At 65.9% G+C, this 22,238-nt stretch carries 19 protein-coding genes; 7 read left to right on the top strand and 12 right to left on the bottom strand.

Annotated features, from left to right (window positions below; translation table 11 throughout):
• Positions 1-20: 20 nt before the first annotated feature.
• On the bottom strand, positions 21-1,340 hold the full coding sequence (locus EV560_RS16600) for a chorismate-binding protein (protein WP_165923501.1): 1,320 nt from the start codon (positions 1,338-1,340) through the stop codon (positions 21-23).
• Positions 1,341-1,449: 109 nt separating this feature from the next.
• On the opposite strand from EV560_RS16600, the gene EV560_RS16595 reads away from it, so the two are divergent.
• Positions 1,450-2,421, top strand: a complete 972-nt coding sequence (locus tag EV560_RS16595; protein ID WP_131856901.1) for a LysR family transcriptional regulator — start codon at positions 1,450-1,452, stop codon at positions 2,419-2,421.
• On the opposite strand, the gene EV560_RS16590 is transcribed toward EV560_RS16595, so the two are convergent.
• Positions 2,418-3,692 (bottom strand): FAD-dependent oxidoreductase, encoded by a 1,275-nt coding sequence (locus EV560_RS16590; protein WP_165923500.1) that lies wholly within the window; start codon positions 3,690-3,692, stop codon positions 2,418-2,420. The genes EV560_RS16595 and EV560_RS16590 overlap by 4 nt on opposite strands.
• A gap of 312 nt (positions 3,693-4,004) precedes the next feature.
• Here EV560_RS16590 and EV560_RS16585 point away from each other — a divergent pair, with 312 nt between their 5' ends.
• The 4 genes from EV560_RS16585 to EV560_RS16570 are packed head-to-tail and all read left to right on the top strand — an operon-like array spanning position 4,005 to position 9,148.
• Positions 4,005-5,033, top strand: coding sequence for an amino acid ABC transporter substrate-binding protein (locus tag EV560_RS16585; RefSeq protein WP_131856899.1), 1,029 nt, complete (start codon positions 4,005-4,007; stop codon positions 5,031-5,033).
• A gap of 25 nt (positions 5,034-5,058) precedes the next feature.
• On the top strand, positions 5,059-6,237 hold the full coding sequence (locus EV560_RS16580) for an ABC transporter permease subunit (protein ID WP_131856898.1): 1,179 nt from the start codon (positions 5,059-5,061) through the stop codon (positions 6,235-6,237).
• Positions 6,237-7,331, top strand: a complete 1,095-nt coding sequence (locus EV560_RS16575; RefSeq protein ID WP_131856897.1) for an amino acid ABC transporter permease — start codon at positions 6,237-6,239, stop codon at positions 7,329-7,331. Before EV560_RS16580 ends, EV560_RS16575 begins: the two co-directional genes overlap by 1 nt.
• Positions 7,332-7,387: 56 nt before the next feature.
• Positions 7,388-9,148, top strand: coding sequence for an MOSC and FAD-binding oxidoreductase domain-containing protein (locus EV560_RS16570; RefSeq protein WP_131856896.1), 1,761 nt, complete (start codon positions 7,388-7,390; stop codon positions 9,146-9,148).
• 112 nt (positions 9,149-9,260) lie between these two features.
• Here EV560_RS16570 and EV560_RS16565 read toward each other — a convergent pair whose 3' ends face one another.
• Genes EV560_RS16565 through EV560_RS16555 form a run of 3 tightly spaced genes read right to left on the bottom strand, consistent with a single transcriptional unit; the run spans position 9,261 to position 12,303 of the window.
• Positions 9,261-10,538: an ABC transporter substrate-binding protein gene (locus tag EV560_RS16565; RefSeq protein WP_165923499.1), complete on the bottom strand. Its 1,278-nt coding sequence runs from the start codon at positions 10,536-10,538 to the stop codon at positions 9,261-9,263.
• Positions 10,539-10,579: 41 nt separating this feature from the next.
• Positions 10,580-11,395: a carbohydrate ABC transporter permease gene (locus EV560_RS16560; protein ID WP_131856894.1), complete on the bottom strand. Its 816-nt coding sequence runs from the start codon at positions 11,393-11,395 to the stop codon at positions 10,580-10,582.
• Positions 11,395-12,303 (bottom strand): carbohydrate ABC transporter permease, encoded by a 909-nt coding sequence (locus EV560_RS16555; protein WP_131856893.1) that lies wholly within the window; start codon positions 12,301-12,303, stop codon positions 11,395-11,397. Before EV560_RS16555 ends, EV560_RS16560 begins: the two co-directional genes overlap by 1 nt.
• Positions 12,304-12,518: 215 nt before the next feature.
• On the opposite strand from EV560_RS16555, the gene EV560_RS16550 reads away from it, so the two are divergent.
• Together EV560_RS16550 and EV560_RS16545 are read left to right on the top strand one after the other, a co-directional pair.
• Positions 12,519-13,568 carry a LacI family DNA-binding transcriptional regulator gene (locus EV560_RS16550; protein WP_248312087.1) on the top strand — a complete coding sequence of 350 codons (1,050 nt, stop codon included), beginning with the start codon at positions 12,519-12,521 and terminating at the stop codon, positions 13,566-13,568.
• Positions 13,569-13,699: 131 nt separating this feature from the next.
• Positions 13,700-15,985: a glycoside hydrolase family 31 protein gene (locus EV560_RS16545; protein ID WP_131856891.1), complete on the top strand. Its 2,286-nt coding sequence runs from the start codon at positions 13,700-13,702 to the stop codon at positions 15,983-15,985.
• Positions 15,986-16,074: 89 nt separating this feature from the next.
• On the opposite strand, the gene EV560_RS16540 is transcribed toward EV560_RS16545, so the two are convergent.
• The 7 genes from EV560_RS16540 to EV560_RS16510 form a co-directional block, all read right to left on the bottom strand.
• Entirely contained in the window at positions 16,075-17,163 is a 1,089-nt protein-coding gene (locus EV560_RS16540; protein ID WP_131856890.1) for a mandelate racemase/muconate lactonizing enzyme family protein, read from the bottom strand.
• Between the two features lie 69 nt (positions 17,164-17,232).
• The gene (locus tag EV560_RS16535; RefSeq protein ID WP_131856889.1) at positions 17,233-17,982 is read right to left on the bottom strand and encodes an SDR family NAD(P)-dependent oxidoreductase; all 750 of its coding nucleotides are present in this window, start codon (positions 17,980-17,982) and stop codon (positions 17,233-17,235) included.
• 45 nt (positions 17,983-18,027) lie between these two features.
• A complete protein-coding gene (locus EV560_RS16530; RefSeq protein WP_131856888.1) occupies positions 18,028-18,594 on the bottom strand; it encodes a carboxymuconolactone decarboxylase family protein in 567 nt (188 codons plus the stop codon).
• Positions 18,591-19,376: an ABC transporter ATP-binding protein gene (locus EV560_RS16525; RefSeq protein ID WP_131856887.1), complete on the bottom strand. Its 786-nt coding sequence runs from the start codon at positions 19,374-19,376 to the stop codon at positions 18,591-18,593. The genes EV560_RS16530 and EV560_RS16525 overlap by 4 nt, the downstream gene beginning before the upstream one ends.
• Entirely contained in the window at positions 19,373-20,248 is an 876-nt protein-coding gene (locus tag EV560_RS16520) for an ABC transporter ATP-binding protein (protein WP_131856886.1), read from the bottom strand. The genes EV560_RS16525 and EV560_RS16520 overlap by 4 nt, the downstream gene beginning before the upstream one ends.
• The gene (locus tag EV560_RS16515; protein ID WP_207908046.1) at positions 20,241-21,113 is read right to left on the bottom strand and encodes an ABC transporter permease; all 873 of its coding nucleotides are present in this window, start codon (positions 21,111-21,113) and stop codon (positions 20,241-20,243) included. Before EV560_RS16515 ends, EV560_RS16520 begins: the two co-directional genes overlap by 8 nt.
• Before the next feature lie 29 nt (positions 21,114-21,142).
• Positions 21,143-22,189: an ABC transporter permease gene (locus tag EV560_RS16510; RefSeq protein WP_131857259.1), complete on the bottom strand. Its 1,047-nt coding sequence runs from the start codon at positions 22,187-22,189 to the stop codon at positions 21,143-21,145.
• Positions 22,190-22,238 lie beyond the last annotated feature (49 nt).

Below are 22,238 nucleotides of genomic sequence, written 5' to 3'. Positions count from 1 at the left end.
TCTCGCCGCATGGCAGGACCTCAGGCGCCTTCGGCTTCCTTGACGGCGTCCATGATCGCGCGCGCCTTGTTGAGGCACTCGTTGTACTCGTCGATCGCAACCGAGGCATGGGTGATGCCACCGCCGCAGCGCATCGCTATCGAACCGCCTTTCAGCCAGGCCGACCGGAGGATGATGGCGGAATCGACCGACCCATCGAAGCCGATCAAGCCGACGACGCCGCCATATGGTCCCCGTTCGATACCTTCGACGGCTCGGATCGTGGCCATCGCCGCCTTCTTGGGTGTGCCGGTGACCGCCGCCGCCGGCAGGCACGCGGTGATGGCTTCGATGGCGCCAAGCTCTGCGGGGCACGTCGCTTCGAGGACCGTGAACAGATGCATCACGTTGCCGAGTTGCCGGACTTCCAGCTCGACGGGCATCGACACCTTCGCGTCGACCGCAACCGCCCGAAGATCCATGCACGTCTCGTCGACGAGCATCTTCTGCTCCTCCCGGTCCTTGGCCGAGTTGAGAAGCTCATGCTTGATCGCTTCCGTCTCCTCGGCGCTCCCACCGATTTGACGCGTGCCGGCATCCGTCTCGATGGTCAGGACCTGTCCCTGCTTCAGCAGGTGCATGGCCGGCGAGGCGCCGACGAGGGCGAGTTGCCCGGATTTGACCATGAAGACATGCGGGGAGGGCCGGCGCTCTCGAAGAGCCTCGAAAACAGTCTCGATGGTGGCGGAGGTGGACTTCGAGAAGCCGATCGAGAGGATCGCCTGCGAAATCTCGTTCCGCTCGATCGCATCCTGAACCTTGCCCACGGCGATGAAATAGTCGGCGGTCGAGATATCGACCCGCCAATCCCGTTCAGCCGGGAGCGCCGAACGAGAGCCGGTGCGGCCGAGCCGAGCCGAAACAGTCCTGAGCCGATCGATGAGATTCTGGCGCTCGACGATCTCGTCAGGCGCACCAGTGGCCAGGCGGACGAGGATCGCTTTGCTCGCCCCGTGGTCGATGATCAAAAGCGTCCTGACCAGCCAGAAAATGGCGTCGGATTCGTCGGGCTCCCTGCTGTCGAAATCATAGGGAAAATAGGCGAATATGCCGCCGGCAAACGGAACGCCGTCGGGCAGTCCCGGCAGATCACATGTGCCGTCGACATGGCGCGAGGCGGCCTCGTGACTGAGCGCTTCGACGTCCAGGCCGAAATAGGTGAATTCGGGTTCGGAGCCGCCGCCGGCGGAGCGTTCCATGCAGAAACGCGCTTCTGCCACGGCACCGCGCGCAAGCTCGCTCAATGCGGCGGCATCCAGGGCGAATTCTTGGCTGATGGCGGTGAATTGCGCGGTAGCCACGGGCAAACTCCGATTTCGGAACAGGGAATCCCTAGGTGTCACCTGTCGCGTTGACAACGACCATCTGCTCTCTACCGTATGCCTTTAAGACATTTCGAGACCGGCGATCATGTTCACGCTTCGACAAATCGAAGTCTTCAACGCGGTCATGCAGACCGGATCCGTCATTGGCGCCGCGAAAATGCTGAACGTGTCTCAGCCCGTCGTGAGCCGAATTCTGCGGCATCTCGAGGACCAGGCCAAGATTCCGCTTTTCGAGAGATCCAAGGGAAGACTTCAGCCGACCTATAATTCGACACTGATTTACGGTGAAGTCGCCTCGATATTCAAAAATATCCTGAACTTGCAGCAGTCCATGGAGAGGATGTCGTCCGGCGACGATATGACTCTTCGTATCGGATCATCTCCGAGCCTCGCCGCTCGCATCGTGCCCAAGGCGATGCTCAAGCTCCGCAAACGTTACCCCAAGCTCGTCATGCGGCTGGACACGCTGTCAGTCGCCCAGGTGAACGATTACCTGCTCTTCGGCGAGGGGGAGATGGTGATCGGCGTGTTCCAGCAGGATCACCCTTCGCTCTCGACGCAGTTGCTGGGTGCCGGCGAGATCGTCGCGGTATTGCCCGATGCCGATGCGGCGGACCATCCCTCGGGCGCGATCTCCGATGTGGCCGAGCTGATGCACGGGAACCTGATCGGCTTTGAAGCGACCACGCCGCACGGGCGAGCGATATCCGAATATCTGAATGCGCGCGGCATCCGTTACGAGCCCACCACCATCGTCCGCTTCGCCGAAGCGGCCTGTCAAATGGTGCAGGTCGGCTTGGGCTTCGCCTTCGTCGACAGCTTCACGGCTGCCAGCTTCCAGAGTGCCGGCTTCACGATCATCAGGCTGCCTGACGCGCCGAAGATGAACGTCTTCGTGCATGTTCATGTCGAGCGCGGCCTGTCATCCTTCGGTCGTATCCTCAAGGAGGCGGTTCGCGCCGAAGTCGATGGCGAGCTGGCCCGGTTCGGTGAAGGTCGTCGGTCGCCAACGAAAGCACTTAAACGACCAGAAAACTTGGGCGCTCAGGACATTTAAGCGGCGAGGATGGCGCCCTGAGCCGAAAGCGACCTTGTGATGTCCTGGAAGCGGATATCTGCCGCGGACGAGGCGATATGGGCCGCATAGACGCCCGCCGCCTGTCCCGTGGCAAACGCCGTGCCCATCACGCGAATGGAACCGAAAGCCCGGCTATCGGCTCCGATCAGGCGTCCCGCCACCAGCAGGTTGGCGATGCCTGCGACCCGCAGCGCGTCGAGCGGAATTCCGAAGACGCCGTCGCCTCCGACCGGGATGTATTCCTGCACGCCCGGCGCGTGATGGATTTCCATGGGCCAGCCCCCCAGCGCAATCGTGTCCTCGGGGATGCTGCCCGTGATGATCTCCTCGGCCAGGATACGCCTGACGGTCGCGGGTCTGCGCGATTCACGCACGCCGATCTGCGGGCCGGTGGAGGCGACATTGGCGTTGCGGAATGCGGGGCCAGTGCTCTTCAGCGCGGAAACGAGATGCCACGCGGCGTCACGAGCCGCGATTTCCTTTTGCCCGAACCCAATGGCGTCCGTCGGGTCGGCCTCGAGGTCCAGCGTCATCCACCAGAGTTCGGAGCTGCCGGGGATCTCCAGAACGACTCCGCCATTCCCGCGGGCGCGGATCAGCGGGGCCTGCGCGTTGTAGATGGCTGAGGCCGCCTGGAACGCGCTTCGAGATTCCTGCCATCCAGCCTCGATGCCGCCCACCCGGATCGGGAGTGACGCAGGCTGGGATTTATGCGGGCCGGTGAGCGTCCGATCTCCGGCGAGATGCCACAGGTTGCCATCTCCCGACGCATCGATGAACGTGCGCGCGCTGATCCGCGCCACCCCGAAATCGCCGCAAATGTCGATGGAGCGCATGGCGCCGTCGACCGTCGCGACGCCGCAAAGCGCAGCGCGATAGAGAATCTCGATCCCGCTTCCGGCCGCCGCGCGGTCCAGGGCGACCTTCAGCGCCTCCGGGTTCAAGGGAATGATCCAGTTGCCCGTCGATCTGATGCGCCGGGGAGAAACGTCCATGCCCAGGGTTTCCAGGCTGGACAGAACCTCCGTGGCAGCGCCGCCGACCACCCGCCTGGCCTCAATCGTGTTCGCAAAGAGCCCGCAATAGGCGAGCACCGAGGAGTTCGTCGCCGCACCGCCGGCGAAACCATAGCGTTCGATCAGGATCGTCCTGGCGCCGGCTTTCGACGCTCCGATCGCGGCTGCGACGCCGGCCGACCCTGCGCCCAGAATAGCCACGTCGCATTCGAATTGTGATGTCGCCGCGCTCATGCTGACCTCTGATTTCGCCGCGCTCCAGAGGTGGGAGCGCGCGGCGTGACGCATCGCGACTGTGCAGCGCGCGATGCTGGTCAGCGAATTCCAATTTGGTTGTACGAGTTGTCATCAGGCTATGAGTGTCCGTGAAATCGGAAGCACTCCCATAGGTTGCGTCGGCAATGTCAGCAGCCCGGCAGACGCAATTCATGTTGTCATGACATAGAGCGTCACAGTTTTCGATCGTGACCAAAACCTCCGGAAATGCTGTGGTACGGGATCAGGCGCGCAGCTGAGATACGTGCCTTTGGGAGAGGGGAAGTGCTCATGCGTTATGGTCTTTTCGCTGCCGTCGTCGGCGTGCTCGTTTCATGGAATTGCGGAGCCCAGGCGCAGGCGACACTTGCTGCCGTGAAGGCGCGCGGCGAACTGCTTTGCGGTGTCGGCGAGAATTTCGCCGGATTCTTCTCACCCGATGCGACCGGCAAGTATACGGGCTTCGACATCGACTTCTGTCACGCCGTCGCTGCCGCGACACTTGGCGATGCCCAGAAGGTCAAGTTCCTCTCCGCCACGCCTTCGGCCCGCTTTCCGCAGCTGCAATCGGGGCAGGTCGATATTCTTTCGCGAGAAGTGACGGATACCTTCTCTCGCGACACCAGCCTCGGCCTGGATTTTCCGATCATCACTTTCTACGACGGCCATGCGCTGATGGTCGCCAAATCGCTCGGAGCGAAAACGGCCAAGGACCTCAACGGAGCGAATGTCTGCACGCAGACCGGGCTTTCGACCGAGGTCATCATCGCCGACTACTTCAAGTCGAACAACCTGACCTACAAGCCGGTCGTGTTCGACTCCCGCGATCAGGCGCTCGCCGCCTTCGAGAAGGGGCGTTGCGACGTGTTTTCGTCCGACCGCTCGACCCTGTTCGCCTACAGGTCGGCGCTCTCCAATCCGGACGGCTTCACCGTGCTCGACGAGACCATCTCGAAATCCCTGAACGGACCGACCGTCCGCCATGGCGACAATAACTGGGCCGACATCGTTCGTTGGACCGGATACGTCCTGATCGCGGCCGAAGAGTTCGGCGTCACCTCCACGAATGTCGACGCCATGAAGGCGGATGCCAATGCGCCGGCCGAGGTTCGTCGCATGCTTGGCGCCGAAGGCGGTTTCGGCCAGATGCTCGGCCTGTCCGATGACTGGGGCTATCGCATCATCAAGAGCGTCGGCAATTACGGCGAGGTCTACGATCGGAACATTGGTTCCGGCAGCAAGGTCAGCATTCCCCGCGAGAAGACCCTGAACGCCCTGTGGAAGAATGGCGGCGCGCTGATCGCGCCATCGTTCCAGTAATCACCGAGAGCGGTGGGCGACACACATGCTCGCGCATCTTGAGGCCACGGCACCGAAGGCGAGCTGGATGCGCCGTGTCCTCGCGAGGGGCGATCTGGTCGGCTCTCTCGTCCAGATCGCCCTCGTCGCCGCTCTGGCCGGCGGCGCCTGGTACATCGTCTCTTCGACGATGGCCAATCTCAGCTCCCGGGGCATAACCACCGGTTTCGCCTTCCTGTCGCGGCCCGCCGGCTTCGACGTCGCCTTCTCGCTTCTGCCCTTTACATCCGCCAGCCCGCTTTGGATGGCACTGCTCGTCGGCATCACGAACACGCTCTTCCTTGCGGTCACCGGCATGGTACTCGGGACGCTCCTCGCCTTCGCGGTGGTGTCCTTCCGCCTGTCGAAGAGCCCATTGGCCTCGGGCCTCGCCGCCGGCTATATCGGCCTCTTTCGCAACACCCCGATCCTGCTGCACCTGCTGTTCTGGTACTTCGCGGTCTTCGCCGCGATGCCGAACATTCGCAACGGCCTGGTGCTCGAGGACGCGATCTTCCTGAACAATCGCGGGCTGTTCGTTCCCTGGCCTCAATTATCCGGGTGGGGCTGGCTGATCGCTTGTGTCCTTGCCTTGCTGCCGATTGCCGCCTCCAGATGGATGCGCAGGCAGCACCCAACATCGGCTTTCGCGCGGATCGATCTGTCGCTGCTCCTGGGGCTGGTGCTGTTCGTGGCTGTCGTCGTCATCGCCGCAACGAGCTGGGAGGTTCCGGTTCGTGCCGGCCTGGGCATGCGAGGCGGTGCTCTCGTCATTCCCGAACTCATGGCTGTCATCGTGGCCATGTGCACCTATTCGTCGGCATTCATTGCCGAGCTTCTGCGCGGTGCCATCCAGGGGATCGATCGGGGACAGACGGAGGCGGGGCAGGCTCTGGGACTGCACGCTGGAGCCATTTCGAGGTTGATCGTTTTCCCTCAGGCCATTCGGGTGGTGATTCCGCCCCTGACCAACCAGTACGTCAATATGATCAAGCAGACGGCGATCGTGGCGGCGATCGCTTTTCCTGATCTCATGCTGATCATGGGCAAGACGGTGTTGACCCAGACAGGGCAGGCGATCGAGTCACTGATGATCGTCACCTCGGTCTACCTCATCATCAGCCTTACGGCGGCAGGGCTCATGCATCTCTACGCCGCGAAGCTGAAGGCGGTAGGGCAACGCTGATGACCGCTCAAGCCGGCACCGCGAACCAGGATCGGACTCCAGGGCGCAATGCTGTCTCGGATTTCATCCGGCGCAGCTTTTCGGATCGTCGCACGGGCATCGTGACGGTTCTGGCGCTGATCATCCTGGTGGGCGGCGGCGTCCCATTCCTGGAATGGGCGCTCTTCAACGCCGATTTCGTCGGGAATGGCCCCGCCGATTGCCGGCGCGTCGGGGCCTGCTGGGTCTTCATAGCGCAGAAGGCCGGGCAACTCGGCTATGGCTTCTACCCGCAAGACCTGAGATGGCAGGTCAACATCTCCATGGCGGTTTCGGCACTGGGCCTCGTTGGCGCCTTCGCCGCGGCCCGTCGCTACCAGGTCGCACTGGCCGCTGCCGTCTATGCCGTCTCGGTCGTGTTGAGCTTCGATATTTTCGGCGGCAGGCTGCCGGGTCTGACCCAGGTCGCGGTGGAGAAATGGGGAGGGCTCACGCTTACGCTGCTGCTGTTCAGCATCGGAGTGGGCGTCTCCTTCCTCCTCGGCGGCCTGCTGGCGATGGGCCGCCGATCCGAACGGCCGGTCATTCGTTCGATCGCCTCGGTTTATGTCGAGTTCATGCGCGGCGTCCCGCTCATCGCGATCCTCTTCGTCGCCGTCATCCTCCTGCCGCTGTTCCTGCCGTCTGGGGCAGATGCCAACCTGTTTCTGCGCATCGTGATCGGGATTTGCCTCTACACCTCGTCTTATATGGCCGAGGCGATCCGGGCCGGGCTCGATGCGGTGCCGACCGGGAGTCGCGAGGCCGCTTATGCCCTTGGACTATCGAACTGGAACACCCAGAAGCTCGTCGTCTTCCCGCAGGCGCTGACGATTTCCCTGCCGGGATTGATCAACACCATGGTCGCCCTCGTGAAGGACACGTCTCTGGTGATCATCGTGGGCGTCCATGATCTTCTCGGTTCGACGCAGTTGGCCATCGGCGACGTTGCCTGGGGCAACGTTCTCTGGGAGGGGTACTTCTTCGCGGGAGCGGTCTATTTCCTGATGTGCTACGTGCTGAATTGCGTAGGCCGCCATCTGGAGGCGAAAGCGCGCCGCGCGACCGCACGATAAGCGATGTCGCGGACGGTACGCTCCTGACGATTTGCTCAGAGCGGGAGGAGGGGCTGATGGCTCGCTTGCTTTCGGTCAATATCGGCCTGCCGCGCGACATTCCCTGGCAGGGAAGGACCGTTCACACCGGAATCTGGAAAACGCCGGTCCAAGGCCCGCATACGGTTCGTCGGCTCAACATCGACGGCGACGGGCAGGGCGACCTGGCCGGGCATGGCGGCGAGAACCGGGCGGTCATGGTCTATCAGCTGGACTCCTACCGCTTCTGGCAACAGGAGCTCGAACGCAGCGACCTCACCTACGGAAACTTTGGCGAGAACTTCACGGTCGATGGTTTGTCGGACCGGGATGTCTGCATTGGCGATCGCTATCTGATCGGCACGGCTCTGTTCGAAGTGACGCAGCCGCGCGTCACCTGCTACCGGGTCGGCATCCACATGAACGAGCCGCGAATGGCCGCGCTGCTGGTCGCGCGCGGCAGGCCCGGCTTCTATCTGCGCGTTCTCGAGGAAGGCCAGATCGAGGCAGGAGACGAGATCGTCCAGGTCGGGGCAGGGCCTGAACGGATGACCGTCGCCGAGATCGACGCGCTGCTCTACCTGCCCGGTCGCTCCCAGCAGCAGATCGAGCGTGCATTGCGCATCCCCGCGCTGAGCTCGGGCTGGCGATCGTCGTTTCAGGCGCTGCTCACGCAAGAGCAGGCGGGCGGTGGGGCGGGAAATGCCGGCCTCGTCGCGTCGTCCGGACCACCTCCGGCCTGGGCGGGGTTCCGCCCGCTGCGCGTTTTGCAAAAGATCCGCGAAAGCGGCAGCGTGATCTCGCTGGTCCTCGAGCCCGCGGATGAACGCCCCCTGGTCGCGGCGCTTCCCGGCCAGTTTGTCGTGCTGCGCCTGCAGGCGGCGCCTGATACGCCGGCGCTGCTGCGCAGCTATTCCCTGTCGGCCGAACCCAGCGACCGCTGCTATCGCGTCAGTGTCAAGCGCGAGCCGCATGGCGCGGCGGGCGCCTATATCGACACCACCGTCCAGGTCGGCGACGTGCTGGACGTGAGCGCGCCACGAGGCAGCTTCACCCTCCCGCTGAACGATGGTCCCGTTGTCCTCCTCAGCGCGGGCGTGGGGGCGACACCTGTCATGGCGATGCTCCACGCCCTGGGCGGCACGGCCTCGCGGCGGGAGGTCTGGTGGCTCTACGGCGCCCGCAATGGCCGTGAGCACCCTTTTGCCCGGGAGGCCCGAACCCTGCTCAAGGCGCTGGCCCATGGCCATCACCACATCTGCTACACCTCGCCCGATCCGCAGGACAGGCCGGGTGTGGACTTCGACACCCGTGGTCGACTGGATATCGCGCTGCTTCGGCGCTTGGGCGTGCCGCGTGATGCCGATTTCCTGATCTGCGGCCCGCCGGCCTTCATGGAAAACCTGAGCGCTGGCCTTGCGGCCTGGGGCATCGCCGCCAGCCATATCCATACCGAACTGTTCGGCGCAGGCGCAGCCAGCACCCCGGGCATCGCGGCATCTCCGCTGCCGCCGCCGCATCCGCCTCGCGAGGTTTCCGAGACGGGGCCGCTGGTTTCGTTCGTCCGGAGTGGCCTGAACGTCCATTGGGATCCAGCGTTTCAGAGCCTTCTCGAGCTTGCCGAAGCCTGCGACGTCCCCACGCGATGGTCGTGCCGGACAGGGGTCTGTCACAGCTGCGAAACCGGGCTCGTGACTGGCGCAGTCGCCTATCGGCCCGATCCGCTCGAAGCACCGGCAAGCGGCAATGTCCTGATCTGCTGCTCGCGGCCGAAGGGCGATGTCGCGATCGACCTGTGAAGCGCTCGGCGTCGTCGGGATTTGTCCGGCCATCATCGTGGCAGGTCTCGCTGAATCATCGGACCGGATACGATATCCGGCCCGAAGATCCAGGGCCCGACGGCGGATGCCGTTATTTCGAGTATCCCCGACGTCGCATGAACTGTTCGGACCGGCGCTGCAGGTCTGCCGCGGCCTGTTCGGCGGACTTCGTCCTGGCACAGGCGGAATTCGCCTCGTCGGCGATCATCTGCAGGATCTGCTCGGCTTCCATGATCGGCACATAGCCGAACGTATCGCCGGAAAAGGCCGCCTTGACCGCGGCGTAATGCACGAAGCGGGCTGACAATTCCGGATCGCCGAGGAGCGACAGCCGGGCCGGCGAGAGGCCTCCGGCCGCGGTCCGCCGCGCGACGTCGCGGGAGGTGAGCCAGGCGAGATAGAGCCGCGCCGCCTCGAGATTGCGCGACTTCGCGTTGATCCCGATCGAGGTTCCGCCAAGCAACGAGCTTCCCGGCGTCGAATTGACCATGAACTTGCCCGCGACGGCCGAGCTCGCCGGATTGGACAGCGCGCCGAGCCCGCCGGCCCACATCACGGCCTGCGCCGACTTGCCCGTCGAGAAGCTGTTGAGAACCTCATTGTAATCCCAGGTCAGGTTTCCGGGCGGGGCAATCGACTGGAGATCGCCCGCCATCAGCCGGGTCGCCTTGATTCCTGCCTCGCCACCGAGATCGATGCGGCCCGCGGCGTCGAAATAGCGCCCGCCCATGGCGTGGTAGAGGATCGACCAGGTCACGTAGCATTGCGGTGTCTTGCCGGCGGGGAGGGCGTAGCCGTAGACATCGTTGCCGGCCGCGCGCCGGCCGCGATCGACGACCTCCTCCCAGCTCTTTGCCGCGCCGACATCGCGCAGGCCGCGCGCCTCGAAGATGGCGTTGTTGGACAGAAGGAAGGCGACATCGCCGAGCAGGGGCAGGCCCACCAGCCGGTTCTCGTAGCGGCCGTAGACGTCGAGGACCTTGGTCGGATAGTCGTCGAGATCGAGCGGCGGCGCCTCGCCTGATGGCGTCGGATCGGCGAGGAATTGTGCGAGATCGGGCTTCCACTGGTAGATGAACAGGCTGACGTCATAGGCGTTCGTGCCGCTCGTCCAGTCCAGCATCAGCTTGGTGTAGTGATCGCTCGGAGCGACCCGTGTGATCTGGAGATTGATGCCGGTGGCCTCGGTGAAGGCCTCGCCGATCCGCACCGTGACATCGAAGGCGGGACTGGTGCGGGACAGGATGTTGAGCGTCGTGCCGGCAAAGCGCTTGTGCAGGCCATCGGCCGCGCGGGCCGGCATGCCAGCGCCTGCGAGCGCGGCCGCGGCGGCGCCGAAGGTGAAACCTCTGCGATCGATCCGTGTCATTGGTCGTCCTCCCTTGCGAGCGGCTTGCTGCCGCGTTTGGTTCAGCCCTTGACTGCTCCCATGGTCAGGCCGCGCACCAGGTAGCGCTGCATTGCGACCGCGAAGATCACGACGGGTGTCGAGATCATCAGCGCAGCAGCGCCGATTGCGCCCCATTGGGTGCCGTATTCATTGCGAAAGCCCGTAATCGCGAGCGGCGCCGTGGCGGCGCGCGACTGGGTGAGGGCGAGTGCGAACAGGAATTCGTTCCAGGCGGCGATGAAGACGAAGACGCCTGTCGCAACGAGCCCGCCGGTCACGAGCGGCAGCACCACCTTGGTGAAGACCTGCAGCTCCGAGCAGCCATCGATGATCGCCGCCTCCCTCAGCTCGACCGGAACCTCGCGCAGGAAGCCGCGCAGGAGCCAGATCGCGAAGGGGAGGTTGAAGGCGCTGTAGACGAAGATCAGGGTCGGCCGCTGATCGAGCAGCCCCAGACCCGAGGCCACGAGATAGAGCGGAACCACGATGGCGATGCCGGGCACCATGCGCACGATCAGCACGGCGCCGAGGAAGGTGCGGTTGCGCCGGTCGAGATGGGCGAGCGCGTAGGCAGCGGGCGCGGCAATCGCCACGACGAGCAGCGTCGTCGGCACAGCCGTGAGGATGCTGTTGCCGACATAGCGCAGGAAGTTCGCGTTCACGAGGATTTCGCGGAAGCCATCGAGCGTCGGCGTGAACACGAAGCGCATCGAGAGCGTGTCGATCGGCAAGCGGAATGCCGTCATCACCATCCACGTATAGGGAAACAGATAGACGAACGCGACCGCGATCCACAGCAGCGTCACCAGGATCCTGCGCCGGCGCGAGGACTGCATCAGCGCTCCTCCACTGCCGAGCGGAACAGCCGCACCAGCAGCGGCGCGCTCGCGGTCAGCACGATGGCGACGAGGATCCAGGCGATCGCGGTCGTGCGCCCGATATCGAAGGCCGAGAAGCCGTTCTTGTAGGCGAAGATCGTGACCGTCGTCGTCCGGTTGCCGGGGCCGCCGCTGGTCAGGAGCCAGATCTTGTCGAAGTCGCCCATCGCCGCGATGGTGCGGAAGGAGGTCGCGATCAGCATATACGGCACGAGATGCGGCAGCATGACGTAGCGAAAGAGCTGCAGCGAGGTTGCGCCGTCGACCCTGGCAGCCTCGACGGTGTTGCGGTCGATCGCCTGCAACCCGGCGAGCATGATCAGCATGAAGAAGGGCGTCGTCTGCCAGACATCCATGATGATGATGGCGGGCAGGGCCATGTCGAGATTGAGCCAGGCAACCTTCCAGAGTCCGACCGCCTGGAGCACGGCGTTGAACACGCCGCTATCCTCCTCGTAGAGCAGCTTCCAGAAGATGCCGATCACCGAGGGCGTGATCACCATCGGGATGATCATGATCGAGCGGAAGAAGGAGCGGGCGTAGAAATCCGCATCGAGCATCAGGGCGAGGAGCGTGCCGAAGACCAGCCCGAGGGAGACGGCGGCCACCGCGTAGATGAGCGTGACGCGGATCGCCGACCACATCTCCGGGCTCGAGAGCAGCTCGGTGTAATTGTCGAGGCCGACGAAGATATTGGCGGTGGCGGGACGGGTCAGAAGCCAGCCCGTGAAGCTCGCCTTGAGCGCATAGCCCAGCGGCGCGGCGTAGACGGCAACGAGCAAGATCATCGCAGGCAGCATGAAAAGCAGCGCGGCGCGCTTCTGCCGGGCAGCCAGCAGGTCGCCTGGCAACGTTTCAGCAGCCATCCTCACCCTCCCGCATGTTTTATCCGGGCATGCCGTCGGAACGGCCACCGCCCGCTTGCTTGAGGTCACGATGGCAGAATTGCCCGCAACTCACAACGGAAAACGCTTTCCGTGACTGCGGGGCCGATTTTTAGCCGGTATTTCGCTCCTCCTGCGGGCAATGGTGTATAACGAGGGCCTTCCGATCCGGCAGGGTTCCACCGCGAAAGATGGCGATGCTTGGTAGACGACCGGTGCGGCCTTCGGGGCCTGTCACGATCCATGACGTCGCCAAGGCGGCGCAGGTCAGCCTCAGCACTGTCTCCAAGGCACTGAACGGCACCGGGCAGCTGCGCGAGGAGACGCGCGACATGGTGCGGCGCGTGGCCGAGGAGCTGCGCTTCCGGCCGAGCGAGATCGCGCGCTCGCTGTCGGGCCGGCAGCGTCGCACCATCGGGCTGATCTCCTCCGATCACCATGGCCGCTTCAGCCTGCCCGTCCTGGAGGGCATCCAGGATACGCTGGATGCGGAAAGCATCTCGGTGTTCCTGTGCAATGCCGCGGGTGATCCCGAACGCGAACGGCAGCACATCCACTCTCTGCTGGCGAACCGGGTCGACGGCATCATCGTCACCGGAACCCGCGCCACGCCGCGCCATCCGCTGAACCTGGAGGGCGAGCACTTGCCGGTCTTCTACGCGTTCTCTCGCGTCGTCGATCCGGATTACCCGTGCCTGCTGCCTGACGACCGCGGTGGCGGCCAGCTTGCCGGCGAGCATCTCTGCCGCCTCGGCCGCTCGCATGTCGTCCATGTCACCGGTCCCGCTCATGTCGAGGCGGTGCAGCACCGTCGGCAGGGGCTCGAGCACGCGTTGGCCGAACATGGGCTCGCCCTGCCTCCCGAACGCGTGCTGACCGGCAGCTGGAGCGAGGCCTGGGGCCACGAGGCCGTGGACCGGATCCTCGCCGCATGGCCGTCGACCGATGCGATCTTCTGCGGCAACGACCAGATCGCCCGCGGCGTCGTCGATGCGCTGCGCGCCCGGGGCGTGCGCGTGCCGGCCGATATCGCGGTGGTCGGCTTCGACAATTGGGAGATCATCGCTGCGGCGACGCGTCCGCCGCTCACGACCGTGGATATGAACCTGCACGAACTGGGGCGTCAGGCCGGCCTTCAGCTCCTCACCATGATCGATGGCGGCGAGGTGCGGGGCGTCCAGCGGCTGCCGTGCTCGCTCGTGGTGAGGGAATCCTGCGGTGGCCAGATGAGCCAAAATCGGGGCTGATTCCAGCGGATGATGTCGCGGAAAGCGTTTTCCGTTGGCATTCGAAGCGTGTTCTGCCATCCTGCCCGCACGCAAGCGGACATTGGTCGCTCCGACCGCCTGTCCGACGAGCGATATGCGGGAGAGTGGGAATGGCTGCTGAAACAGTGCCAGGTGAGATCAGCCTGTTGGCTGCCGGCAAGATCCCCGTGCGGATCCGGCGCCATTCGCCGCGCGTGCTGCGGATAAGCCTGGGCACGCGTCCCGCCGACGCAGCATCCTCCTATGTCGGCGCTGGCCCGGCAGACGAGTCGGGACCGGCTCGGGCGGAGGCGGGCGGCATCCGTGTTGCCGCCTACGGGACGACCGTGACGATCGGCGCGCCGGATGGCCGCGACTGGCTTCGCCTCTCGCTCGAATCCCTGCAGCTCGAGCCGCGGGTGCGGCTGCGCCTCGAGATCGCGGGCCTGCAGCATTTCTACGGCCTGGGCGAGGGCGGGCCGCAATTCGATCGCCTCGGCACGGTCCGCCGGCTGTGGAACTTCCAGTCGAGCCGCGCGCAGGGGGCGGATATCGCGATTCCGCTGCTGCTTTCCAACGCCGGCTATGGGCTGTTCATCGACAATTCCGCCCAGGCGACGCTGGCGCCGGGCGATTCCAATGACGGGATGTGGCTGGACTATAGTGGCGAGGGCGGTGGCTTCGACCTCTATCTGTTCGGGGGCGGCGGGCTGCGCGGCGTCCTGGAGGATTTCGCCGCGCTGATCGGCCGTGCCACCATGCCGCCGCGCTGGGCCCTCGGCTATCTGCAATCCACCCGCCATTTCGAGAGCACCGAGGAGGTGCTCGGCCTTGCCCGCAGCTTCCGCGACAAGCGCATCCCCTGCGACGCGATCATCTTCCTCTCCACCTACGGCCAGGCCCAGGGCCTGAATAGCGGCGTCGGCCATCTCGCGTTTCACCCGGCGCTCTTCGCCGATCCCGCCGCGACCCTGGGCGAATTGCGCGACGCGCATTTCCGGGTGTTCAGCCACGAATATCCGGTGCTGCACCGGCTCTCGCCCCTGTTTCCGGAAGCCGAGCGCGAGGGCTTTCTGCTCGACTACGGCTATCCTGAAAAGGCGACCAGCGGCCAGAACGCCGTGGCCTACAAGGAGGGGCAGCTCTATCTCGATTTCTCCCGGCCCGAGGTGCGCTCCTGGTGGTGGAAGCACCATCAGGAGCTGCGCGAGTGCGGCATCGAGGGCTGGTGGCTGGACGGGGGCGAAGGCCCGCCCGCCGATGTCTCGCTCCATGCCGGCCCGGCCACGGTGCTGCATAACCGCTTTGACCTTCTGCGCCAGCAGGCCTTCGCCGAGGGCGAGGCGCGCGACCGCCCGAAGACGCGTCCCTTCCTGCTCTGCCGCTCCGGCGGGCCGGGCATGCAGCGCTTTGGCGCCGTGCCCTGGTCAGGCGATATCAACACCACCTTCGAGACCTTCGAGACGCAGATCCGCACCGGGCTGAACCTGGCCCTGTCCGGCGTGCCGCATTGGGGCACCGATATTGGCGGCTTCTTCAACGTCATCACCGACGAGGGCGAACTGTTCGTCCGCTGGCTTCAGTTCGGCGCCTTCTGCTCGCTGTTTCGCGCGCATGGGCATCTCTGGCGGCGCCATTTGCCCTGGGCCTATGGCGGCGAGATCGAGGCCATCTGCCGCCGTTACATCGAGCTGCGCAGCCGGCTGATGCCCTACACCTATACGCTGGCCTGGCAGGCCCGGCAGAACGGCCTGCCGACCATGCGCCCGCTCGTGCTGAATTACCCCGACGACGCCCGCGTCTGGGACCTCGGCACGCAATATCTCTGGGGCGACGATTTGCTCGTCGCCCCGGTCACGCGGCAAGGCGCGACCAGCTGGACCGTCTACCTGCCGGAAGGGCGCTGGCACGATTTCTGGACGGGCGAGGTCTATGAAGGCCCCGCTGGCGTGACCGTTGCGGCGCCGCTCGAGCGCCTGCCGCTCTTCGTCCGCGGCGGCGCCATCCTGCCGATGGGACCGGTCATGCAATATGCCGGCGAACAGCCGCTTACCGAACTGACCGTGCTCGTTTACCCGGAAGGGCGCTCGGGCTTCGTGCTCTACGAGGACGATGGCGAGACGAACGATTATCTCGGCGGCCGCTACGCGCTGACCGAGCTGAGCTGCGAGGCCGACGCGGCCACCGTCAGCTGCCGCGTCTCGCCGCAACGCGGCGGTGCCGCGGTCATACCGGAGGCCCGGCGCTACGTCTTCCGGATCCGTGCCGCGAGCGAACCGCGCCGCGTCGAGCTCGAAGCGGGCGGGACGGTCCCGCAGGGGGAGGGGGCGAGCGCCCCGACCTGGTGGTGGGATCGCGAGGGCTTCGTCGTCGTCAGGCTGCCGCCGGGGCCGAATGGCGTGCGGCTGCACTGGTAACGCAGCGCTTACGATCTTCTCGTCGACGCAGGGGGCGCTGCCCTCCCTCGGCGCGGGCGTGCCGCCCCGCCGCGTCGCGCCCGAACGTCCTAGCCGATCCTGTACGGCGCCAGATGCTTCCAGTTCGGCGTCAGTCCCAATCCCGGGCCGGACGGCGCGGTGACGGTGCCGTCATCGTTCAGCGCCATCGTATCCTCGTAGATCTGCCCCCACATCGGGTCGAAGCTCGGCCCGTAGAATTCGAGGATCAGGCCGTTCGGGATCGCCGCCACGAGATGGACATGGACGTCCTGCGAGCCGTGCGGGGAGATGTCGAGATCGTGGGCCTGGGCCAGCGCCGCGACCTTCATGAACTCTGTGATGCCGCCGACGATCTTGGCGTCGGCGTTGAGGATGGCGGCCGCGTCGGCGCGGATCAGGTCGCGGAAGCCGTAGCGGGTATATTCGTTCTCGCCGGTCGCGATCGGGATCACCGTCGAGGTCACGACCTTGCGGTGCCCGTCATAATCGTCGGGCGCCACCGGCTCCTCGAACCAGAAGATGTCGAACGGCTCGATCCGCCGCGCCAGCTGGATCGCCTCGTAATGGCGATAGGCGCAGTTGGCGTCGACCATCAGCTTGATCTCGGGCCCGATCGCCTCGCGCACGGCCTTCACGCGCGCGACATCCTCGCCGATCGCGACGCCGCCGACCTTCATCTTCACGGCGCGTGCGCCGAGCGAGACATATTGCTCCATCTCGGCGGCGAGTTCGCGCAGACCCTTGCCCTCTTCGTAATAGCCGCCGGCGACATAGGTCGGGACGCGGTCACGATAGCCGCCGAGCAGCGTGTGCAGCGGCATCCCCGCGGCCTTGCCGCGCAGGTCCCACAGGCCGATATCGATGGCCGAGATCGCGCGCGTCGACTGGCCGCGGCGCCCGACCAGCTTGGGCACCCACATCGTGCTCCAGAGCCGCTCGACGTTCAGCGGATTCTGGCCGATCAGCAACGGCGTCAGCGATTCGACGATCGCCCGCTCGACGATGCCGCCCTTGCCGAGCCCGATGCCCTCCAGGCCCTCATCCGTCGCGATGCGGACGATGGCATAGTCGACATGGGTGTAGGTGTGCTTGCCGTTGGTGATCGGCTTCACCCGCGGCCAGCGATATTCCTCGAGGGTGACGGCGGTGATCTTCATGGCTCGATCCTTCCATAGCCAGTGTCGCAACGGCGCCCGCGCCGTAGTGTGATGCCCTGAGGCGCGGCTTCAGGCCATGCCCGCGCCGCCATTCACGTCGAGGCAGGCGCCGGTGATATAGCCGGCGGCATCCGAGGCCAGGAAGGCGATCGTCTCGCCGACCTCCTCGGGCTTGCCGAGCCGGCGCACAGCTGTTCCAGCCAGGATCTGCTCCTTGCGCTCGGCCGGGATTTCCCCGGAGAGCGCGGTCGGGATCAGCCCGGGCGCGATGGCGTTGCAGGTGATGCCGTCGGGGCCGTAGGCGGAGGCGATCGAGCGGGTCAGGCCGAGCAGCGCCGCCTTGCTCGCGACATAGGCTGGGCCGGCATTGATCGGCTTGAAGCGGGCCGCCGCCGAGGAGATGTTGACGATGCGGCCCCAGCCCGCCTCGCGCATGCCGGGCAGGAATTGCTGGGCGAGGAACAGCGGCGCGGTGACGTTGACGTCGAAGGTCGTTTGCCAGGTCTCGCGGGTGATCTCGATCACCGAGGCGGTCACGCCGTTGGGACGGGGCGCGATGCCGGCATTGTTGATCAGGATCGTGACCGGTTCCCAGCCGCGCCGGAGCACCGCCTCGTGGATCGCCGCGCCGGCGGCCGGGCTGGCGATGTCGAGCGCGAGCGCCTCGACCTCGTCCGAGCCGAGAGAGGCGAGCGCCTGCTGAAGCGTCGCCTCGTCGCGATCGACGAGCACGACGCGCCGGCCGGCTCCGAGCAGCGCCGCCGCCGCGGCCCGTCCGATGGTGCCCGCCGCGCCGGTGATGACGGCTGTGCGTATCATCCTGATATCCTGAACTTTCCGGGTCACGCGGGGAGGGGAGCCGGTTCAACCGGCGCTTGGCACCTGGCGGCCCGCCTCCTGGTCAATCTGTAGCACCTCGAGGAAGCGCGTCGTCATGTTATAGGCGGCGATGGTGATGATGAGCTCGGTTGCCTGCTGCTCGCCGAAGCGCGCCACGACCTCCGCGACCGCCTCGTCGGAGACCTGGACGTCGAGGGTCATCGCATCGGCCAGCGCCAGCGCCGCGCGCGCCCGCTCGTCGAAGGCGGTCGCGCCGGTCCAGTGCGGCAATGCGTCGATCTTGTCCTGCGACAGCCCGACCTTGAGGGCGAAGGTCACATGCGCGTCGTATTCGGGCTGGGAGCGGTTGAGGATCGCGACACGCAGGATCGCGAGCTCGCGCAGGGCCGGGTCGAGGCTGGATTGCTGCCTGACCGCGGTCAGGAATCCGAGCCAGCCCTGCGCCAGGGCCGGGCTGTGCAGCAGCATGCGGTAGAGGTTCGGCAGGCGCCCGCCGCGTTCGGCGCGGATACGGTCGGCGAGCGCGGCCACCTCCGGCGCGTTTTCGTCGGCATAGGGCAGGCGTGGCGCCAGGAGGTCGTTCGGGTTCATGCCGCGCCCCGCGCCAGTTCGTCGACGAGGGCCCGGTCATAGCCCTTGCTCGCCTGGATCAGGGTCCGCGTATAGGGCTCGGTCGCGATCCCGGACATCAGCGCCGCCGTGGTCATGGTCTCGACGATCCGCCCCGACTGCATCACGGCGAGCCGCGAGCAGAGATGGGCGACGACGCCGAGGTCATGGCTGACCAGGATGTAGGTCAGGTCGCGCTGCGCCCTCAGGTCGGCGAGCAGGTTGAGGATCTCGGCCTGGACGGAGACGTCGAGCGCCGAGGTCGGCTCGTCGAGCAGGAGGATGCCCGGTTCGGTGATCAGGGCGCGGGCAATGGCGACGCGCTGGCGCTGCCCGCCGGAGAGCTGATGCGGATAGCGCGGGCCGAAATCGGGGCTGAGGCCGACATCGACGAGCATGCGCTCGACCCGGTCCTGCACCTTGCCGATGCCGTGGATGCGCAGCGGCTCGGACAGGGCGGTGTTCACCGTGTGCCTTGGATGCAGCGAGCCATAGGGGTCCTGAAACACCATCTGCACGCGGCGGCCCTGTTCCCGCGACGGACGCCGGTCGACCGGCCGGCCATCCAGCGTGATCGTGCCGGACCAATGGCCGTAGAGATTGGCGATGCAGCGCAGGATGGTCGACTTGCCGGAGCCGGACTCGCCGACCAGGCCGAAGGCCTCGCCCGGCGCAACGGTGAAGCTGACATCGTGCAGCACCTGGGTCGCGGCCGCTCCGTGGCCGAAATGCAGGCTCAGTTCGTCGACGCTGATCGCATTCATGACGCTTGCGCCCCCGACTGGAACCAGGCGGGATCGCGCCGCAGCACGGGCAGGCGCTCGCGCGGTGCCTCGAGCTTCGGCACGGCGTCGAGCAGGCCCCGCGTATAGGGATGGGCCGCGTTCGCGAGATCGGCGGAGGCGATCGACTCGACGATCTGGCCGGCGAACATCACCAGGATGCGGTCGCAGAACGTGGCGACCAGGTTCAGGTCATGGCTGATGAAGAGCAGGCCGAGGCCGCGCTTCGCCACGAGATCGTCGAGCACCGCCAGCACCTGCAGCCGCACGGTGACGTCGAGCGCCGAGGTCGGCTCGTCGGCGATGATCAGGTCGGGCTCGGGCGCGAGCATCATCGCGATCATGACGCGCTGGCCCATGCCGCCCGAGATCTGGTGCGGATATTGGTCGAAGACGCGGCGGGGATCGCGGATGCGCACGGCCTCTAACATCTCGAGCGAGCGCTCGCGCGCCTCGCGCCGGCTGATCTCGCCATGGGCGACGAAGGCCTCCGCGAGTTGCTCGCCGACGGTCATGACCGGATTCAGCGCATATTTCGGGTCCTGCATGATCATCGAGATGCGGCGCCCGCGGATCGCGCGCATCTGCTTCTCGGAGAGGCTCAGCAGGTCGGTGCCGGCGAAGCGCAGGGCGGTCGCGGTCACCTCGGTCTTGGCTGAGTGCAACCGCAGGATCGAGCGGCCGACGGTCGACTTGCCGGAGCCGGATTCGCCGACAATGGCCACGCGCTCGCGTCCGACATCGAAGGAGACGCCGCGTACCGCGTGGACGCCGCCGCCGCGCGCGCCGAAGCGGACCGAGAGGTCCTTGATGTCGAGCAGCGGCGCTGCCTCGGGAGCCTGTTGATCACTCATTGCGGGGGTCCAGGATGTCGCGCAGCCCGTCGCCGAACAGGTTGAACGAGAGGCTGACCAAAAGGATCGCCAGGCCGGGCATGGTGACGAGCCACCAATGGTCGAGCATGTATTCGCGCCCGGTCGAGGTCATGACGCCCCATTCCGGTGTCGGCGGCTGGGCGCCGAGCCCGAGGAAGCCGAGACCGGCCGCGGTCAGGATGATCGTCGCCATGTTCAGCGTGAGCCGGACGATGACGGAGAGGATGCACATCGGCACGACATGGCGCGTGATGACGCGGAGCGAGGAGGCGCCCTGGAGCTGCACCGCCGCGATATAGTCGGCCGAGCGGATCATCAGCGTCTCGGCCCGCGCCAGGCGCGCGATCGGCGGCCAGGAGGTGAGGGCGATCGCGATGACCGCGTTGCCCAGGCCCGGGCCGAGCGCCGCGACGAAGGCCAGCGTCAGGACGAGGCCGGGCACCGACAGGAAGATGTCGGTGATGCGCATGAGGATGCCATCGGTCAGGCCGCCGAAATAGCCGGCGACCACGCCTACGGCGAGCCCGATCGGGCCGACCACGACGGTGACCAGCGCGACGATATAAAGCGTGACGCGGGAGCCGTAGATGATGCGGCTGTAGATGTCGCGGCCGAGCTCGTCGGTGCCGAACCAATTGGCGGCCGATGGCGGCTTCAGCGCGTTGGCGAGATTCTGCGTGATCGGGTCGTGCGTCGCGATCCAGGGCGCGAAGATCGCGACCAGCACCAGCAGCAGGATGACCGCGAGCCCGAGCGTCGCGAGGGGATTGCCGAGGAAGTGCCGCAGCGCCGCGCCGAGGCGCCCGAGCATGACCGCCCCCTTGCCGCCGCGCGCGCGCGTCATCGTACCCGATCCCTGGGAGACACCATGCGTCATGTCCGGGTCCTCGGATCGAAGACGCGATAGAGCGCGTCGGACAGGATGTTCAGTCCGATGAAGATGATTCCGACCAGCGTGACGCAGAGCATGATCGCGTTCATGTCGCCGAAAAGCAGGTTGTTGGTCAGGTACTGGCCGAAGCCCGGCCAGGCGAAGACCTTCTCGACCAGCACTGCGCCTTCGAGCAGGCTGCCATAGGTCAGCGCGACGATGGTGACGAGCTGGACGCGGATGTTGCGGAAGACATGGCGCCAGATGACGTTGCTCTCGGAAAGGCCTTTGACGCGGGCGGTGATCAGGTATTCCTGGTTGAGCTGCGCCAGCATGAAGCTGCGCGTCATCCGGCTGATATAGGCCATCGAGGAATAGCCGAGCACCGAGGCGGGCAGGATGATGTGGCTGACCGCATTCCAGAAGACGTCCATCTCGCCGGCGATCAGGGAGTCGATCAGCAGCATGCCGGTGCGGCTCTCGACCATGTCGTTGTAGAACACGTCGACCTCGCCCGGGCCGCCGAGCCAGCCGAGCCAGCCGTAGAAGACCACGAGCCCCATCATCCCCAGCCAGAAGATCGGGATCGAGTGTCCGGTCAGGCTGATCAGCCGGACGAGATGGTCGATCCACTTGCCCTTGTTCACGGCCGCGACGACGCCGAGCGGGATCCCGATCCCGGCGCCGAAGATGATGCTGAACGTGGCGAGCTCGATCGTGGCGGGGAAGACGCGGGCGATGTCGTCGATGACCGGCCGGCCGGTCAGCAGCGCGACGCCGAAATCGCCGCTCGCGAGCTGCACCAGATAGCGCCAGAACTGCACGATGATCGGCTGGTCGAGGCCCAGCCGCTCATAGACCATGCGGTAGGTTTCCTGGTCCGCGTCCTGGCCGACAATGTGCAGGGCCGGGTCCGCGGGCATGACGCGGCCGATGAAGAAGGTCAGCGCCATCAGGCACAGGATCGTCAGGGCGATGCCGCCGACGAACTTCGCCGCCTGCCAGAGCTTCAGGGAAACGGCCGGCAGGGACGCGGGGCCGGGGCGCATCGTCCCGGTTCCCGCGCGCAGCGACTTGGTGGCCTCAGTCATGATCAGC

This window comes from Allobosea sp. BK604 (assembly GCF_004341515.1).
Classification (GTDB): Bacteria; Pseudomonadota; Alphaproteobacteria; order Rhizobiales; family Beijerinckiaceae; genus Allobosea.
Note: the sequence above shows the minus strand (reverse complement) of the source record. Positions and strands in the feature narration are given on the sequence as shown.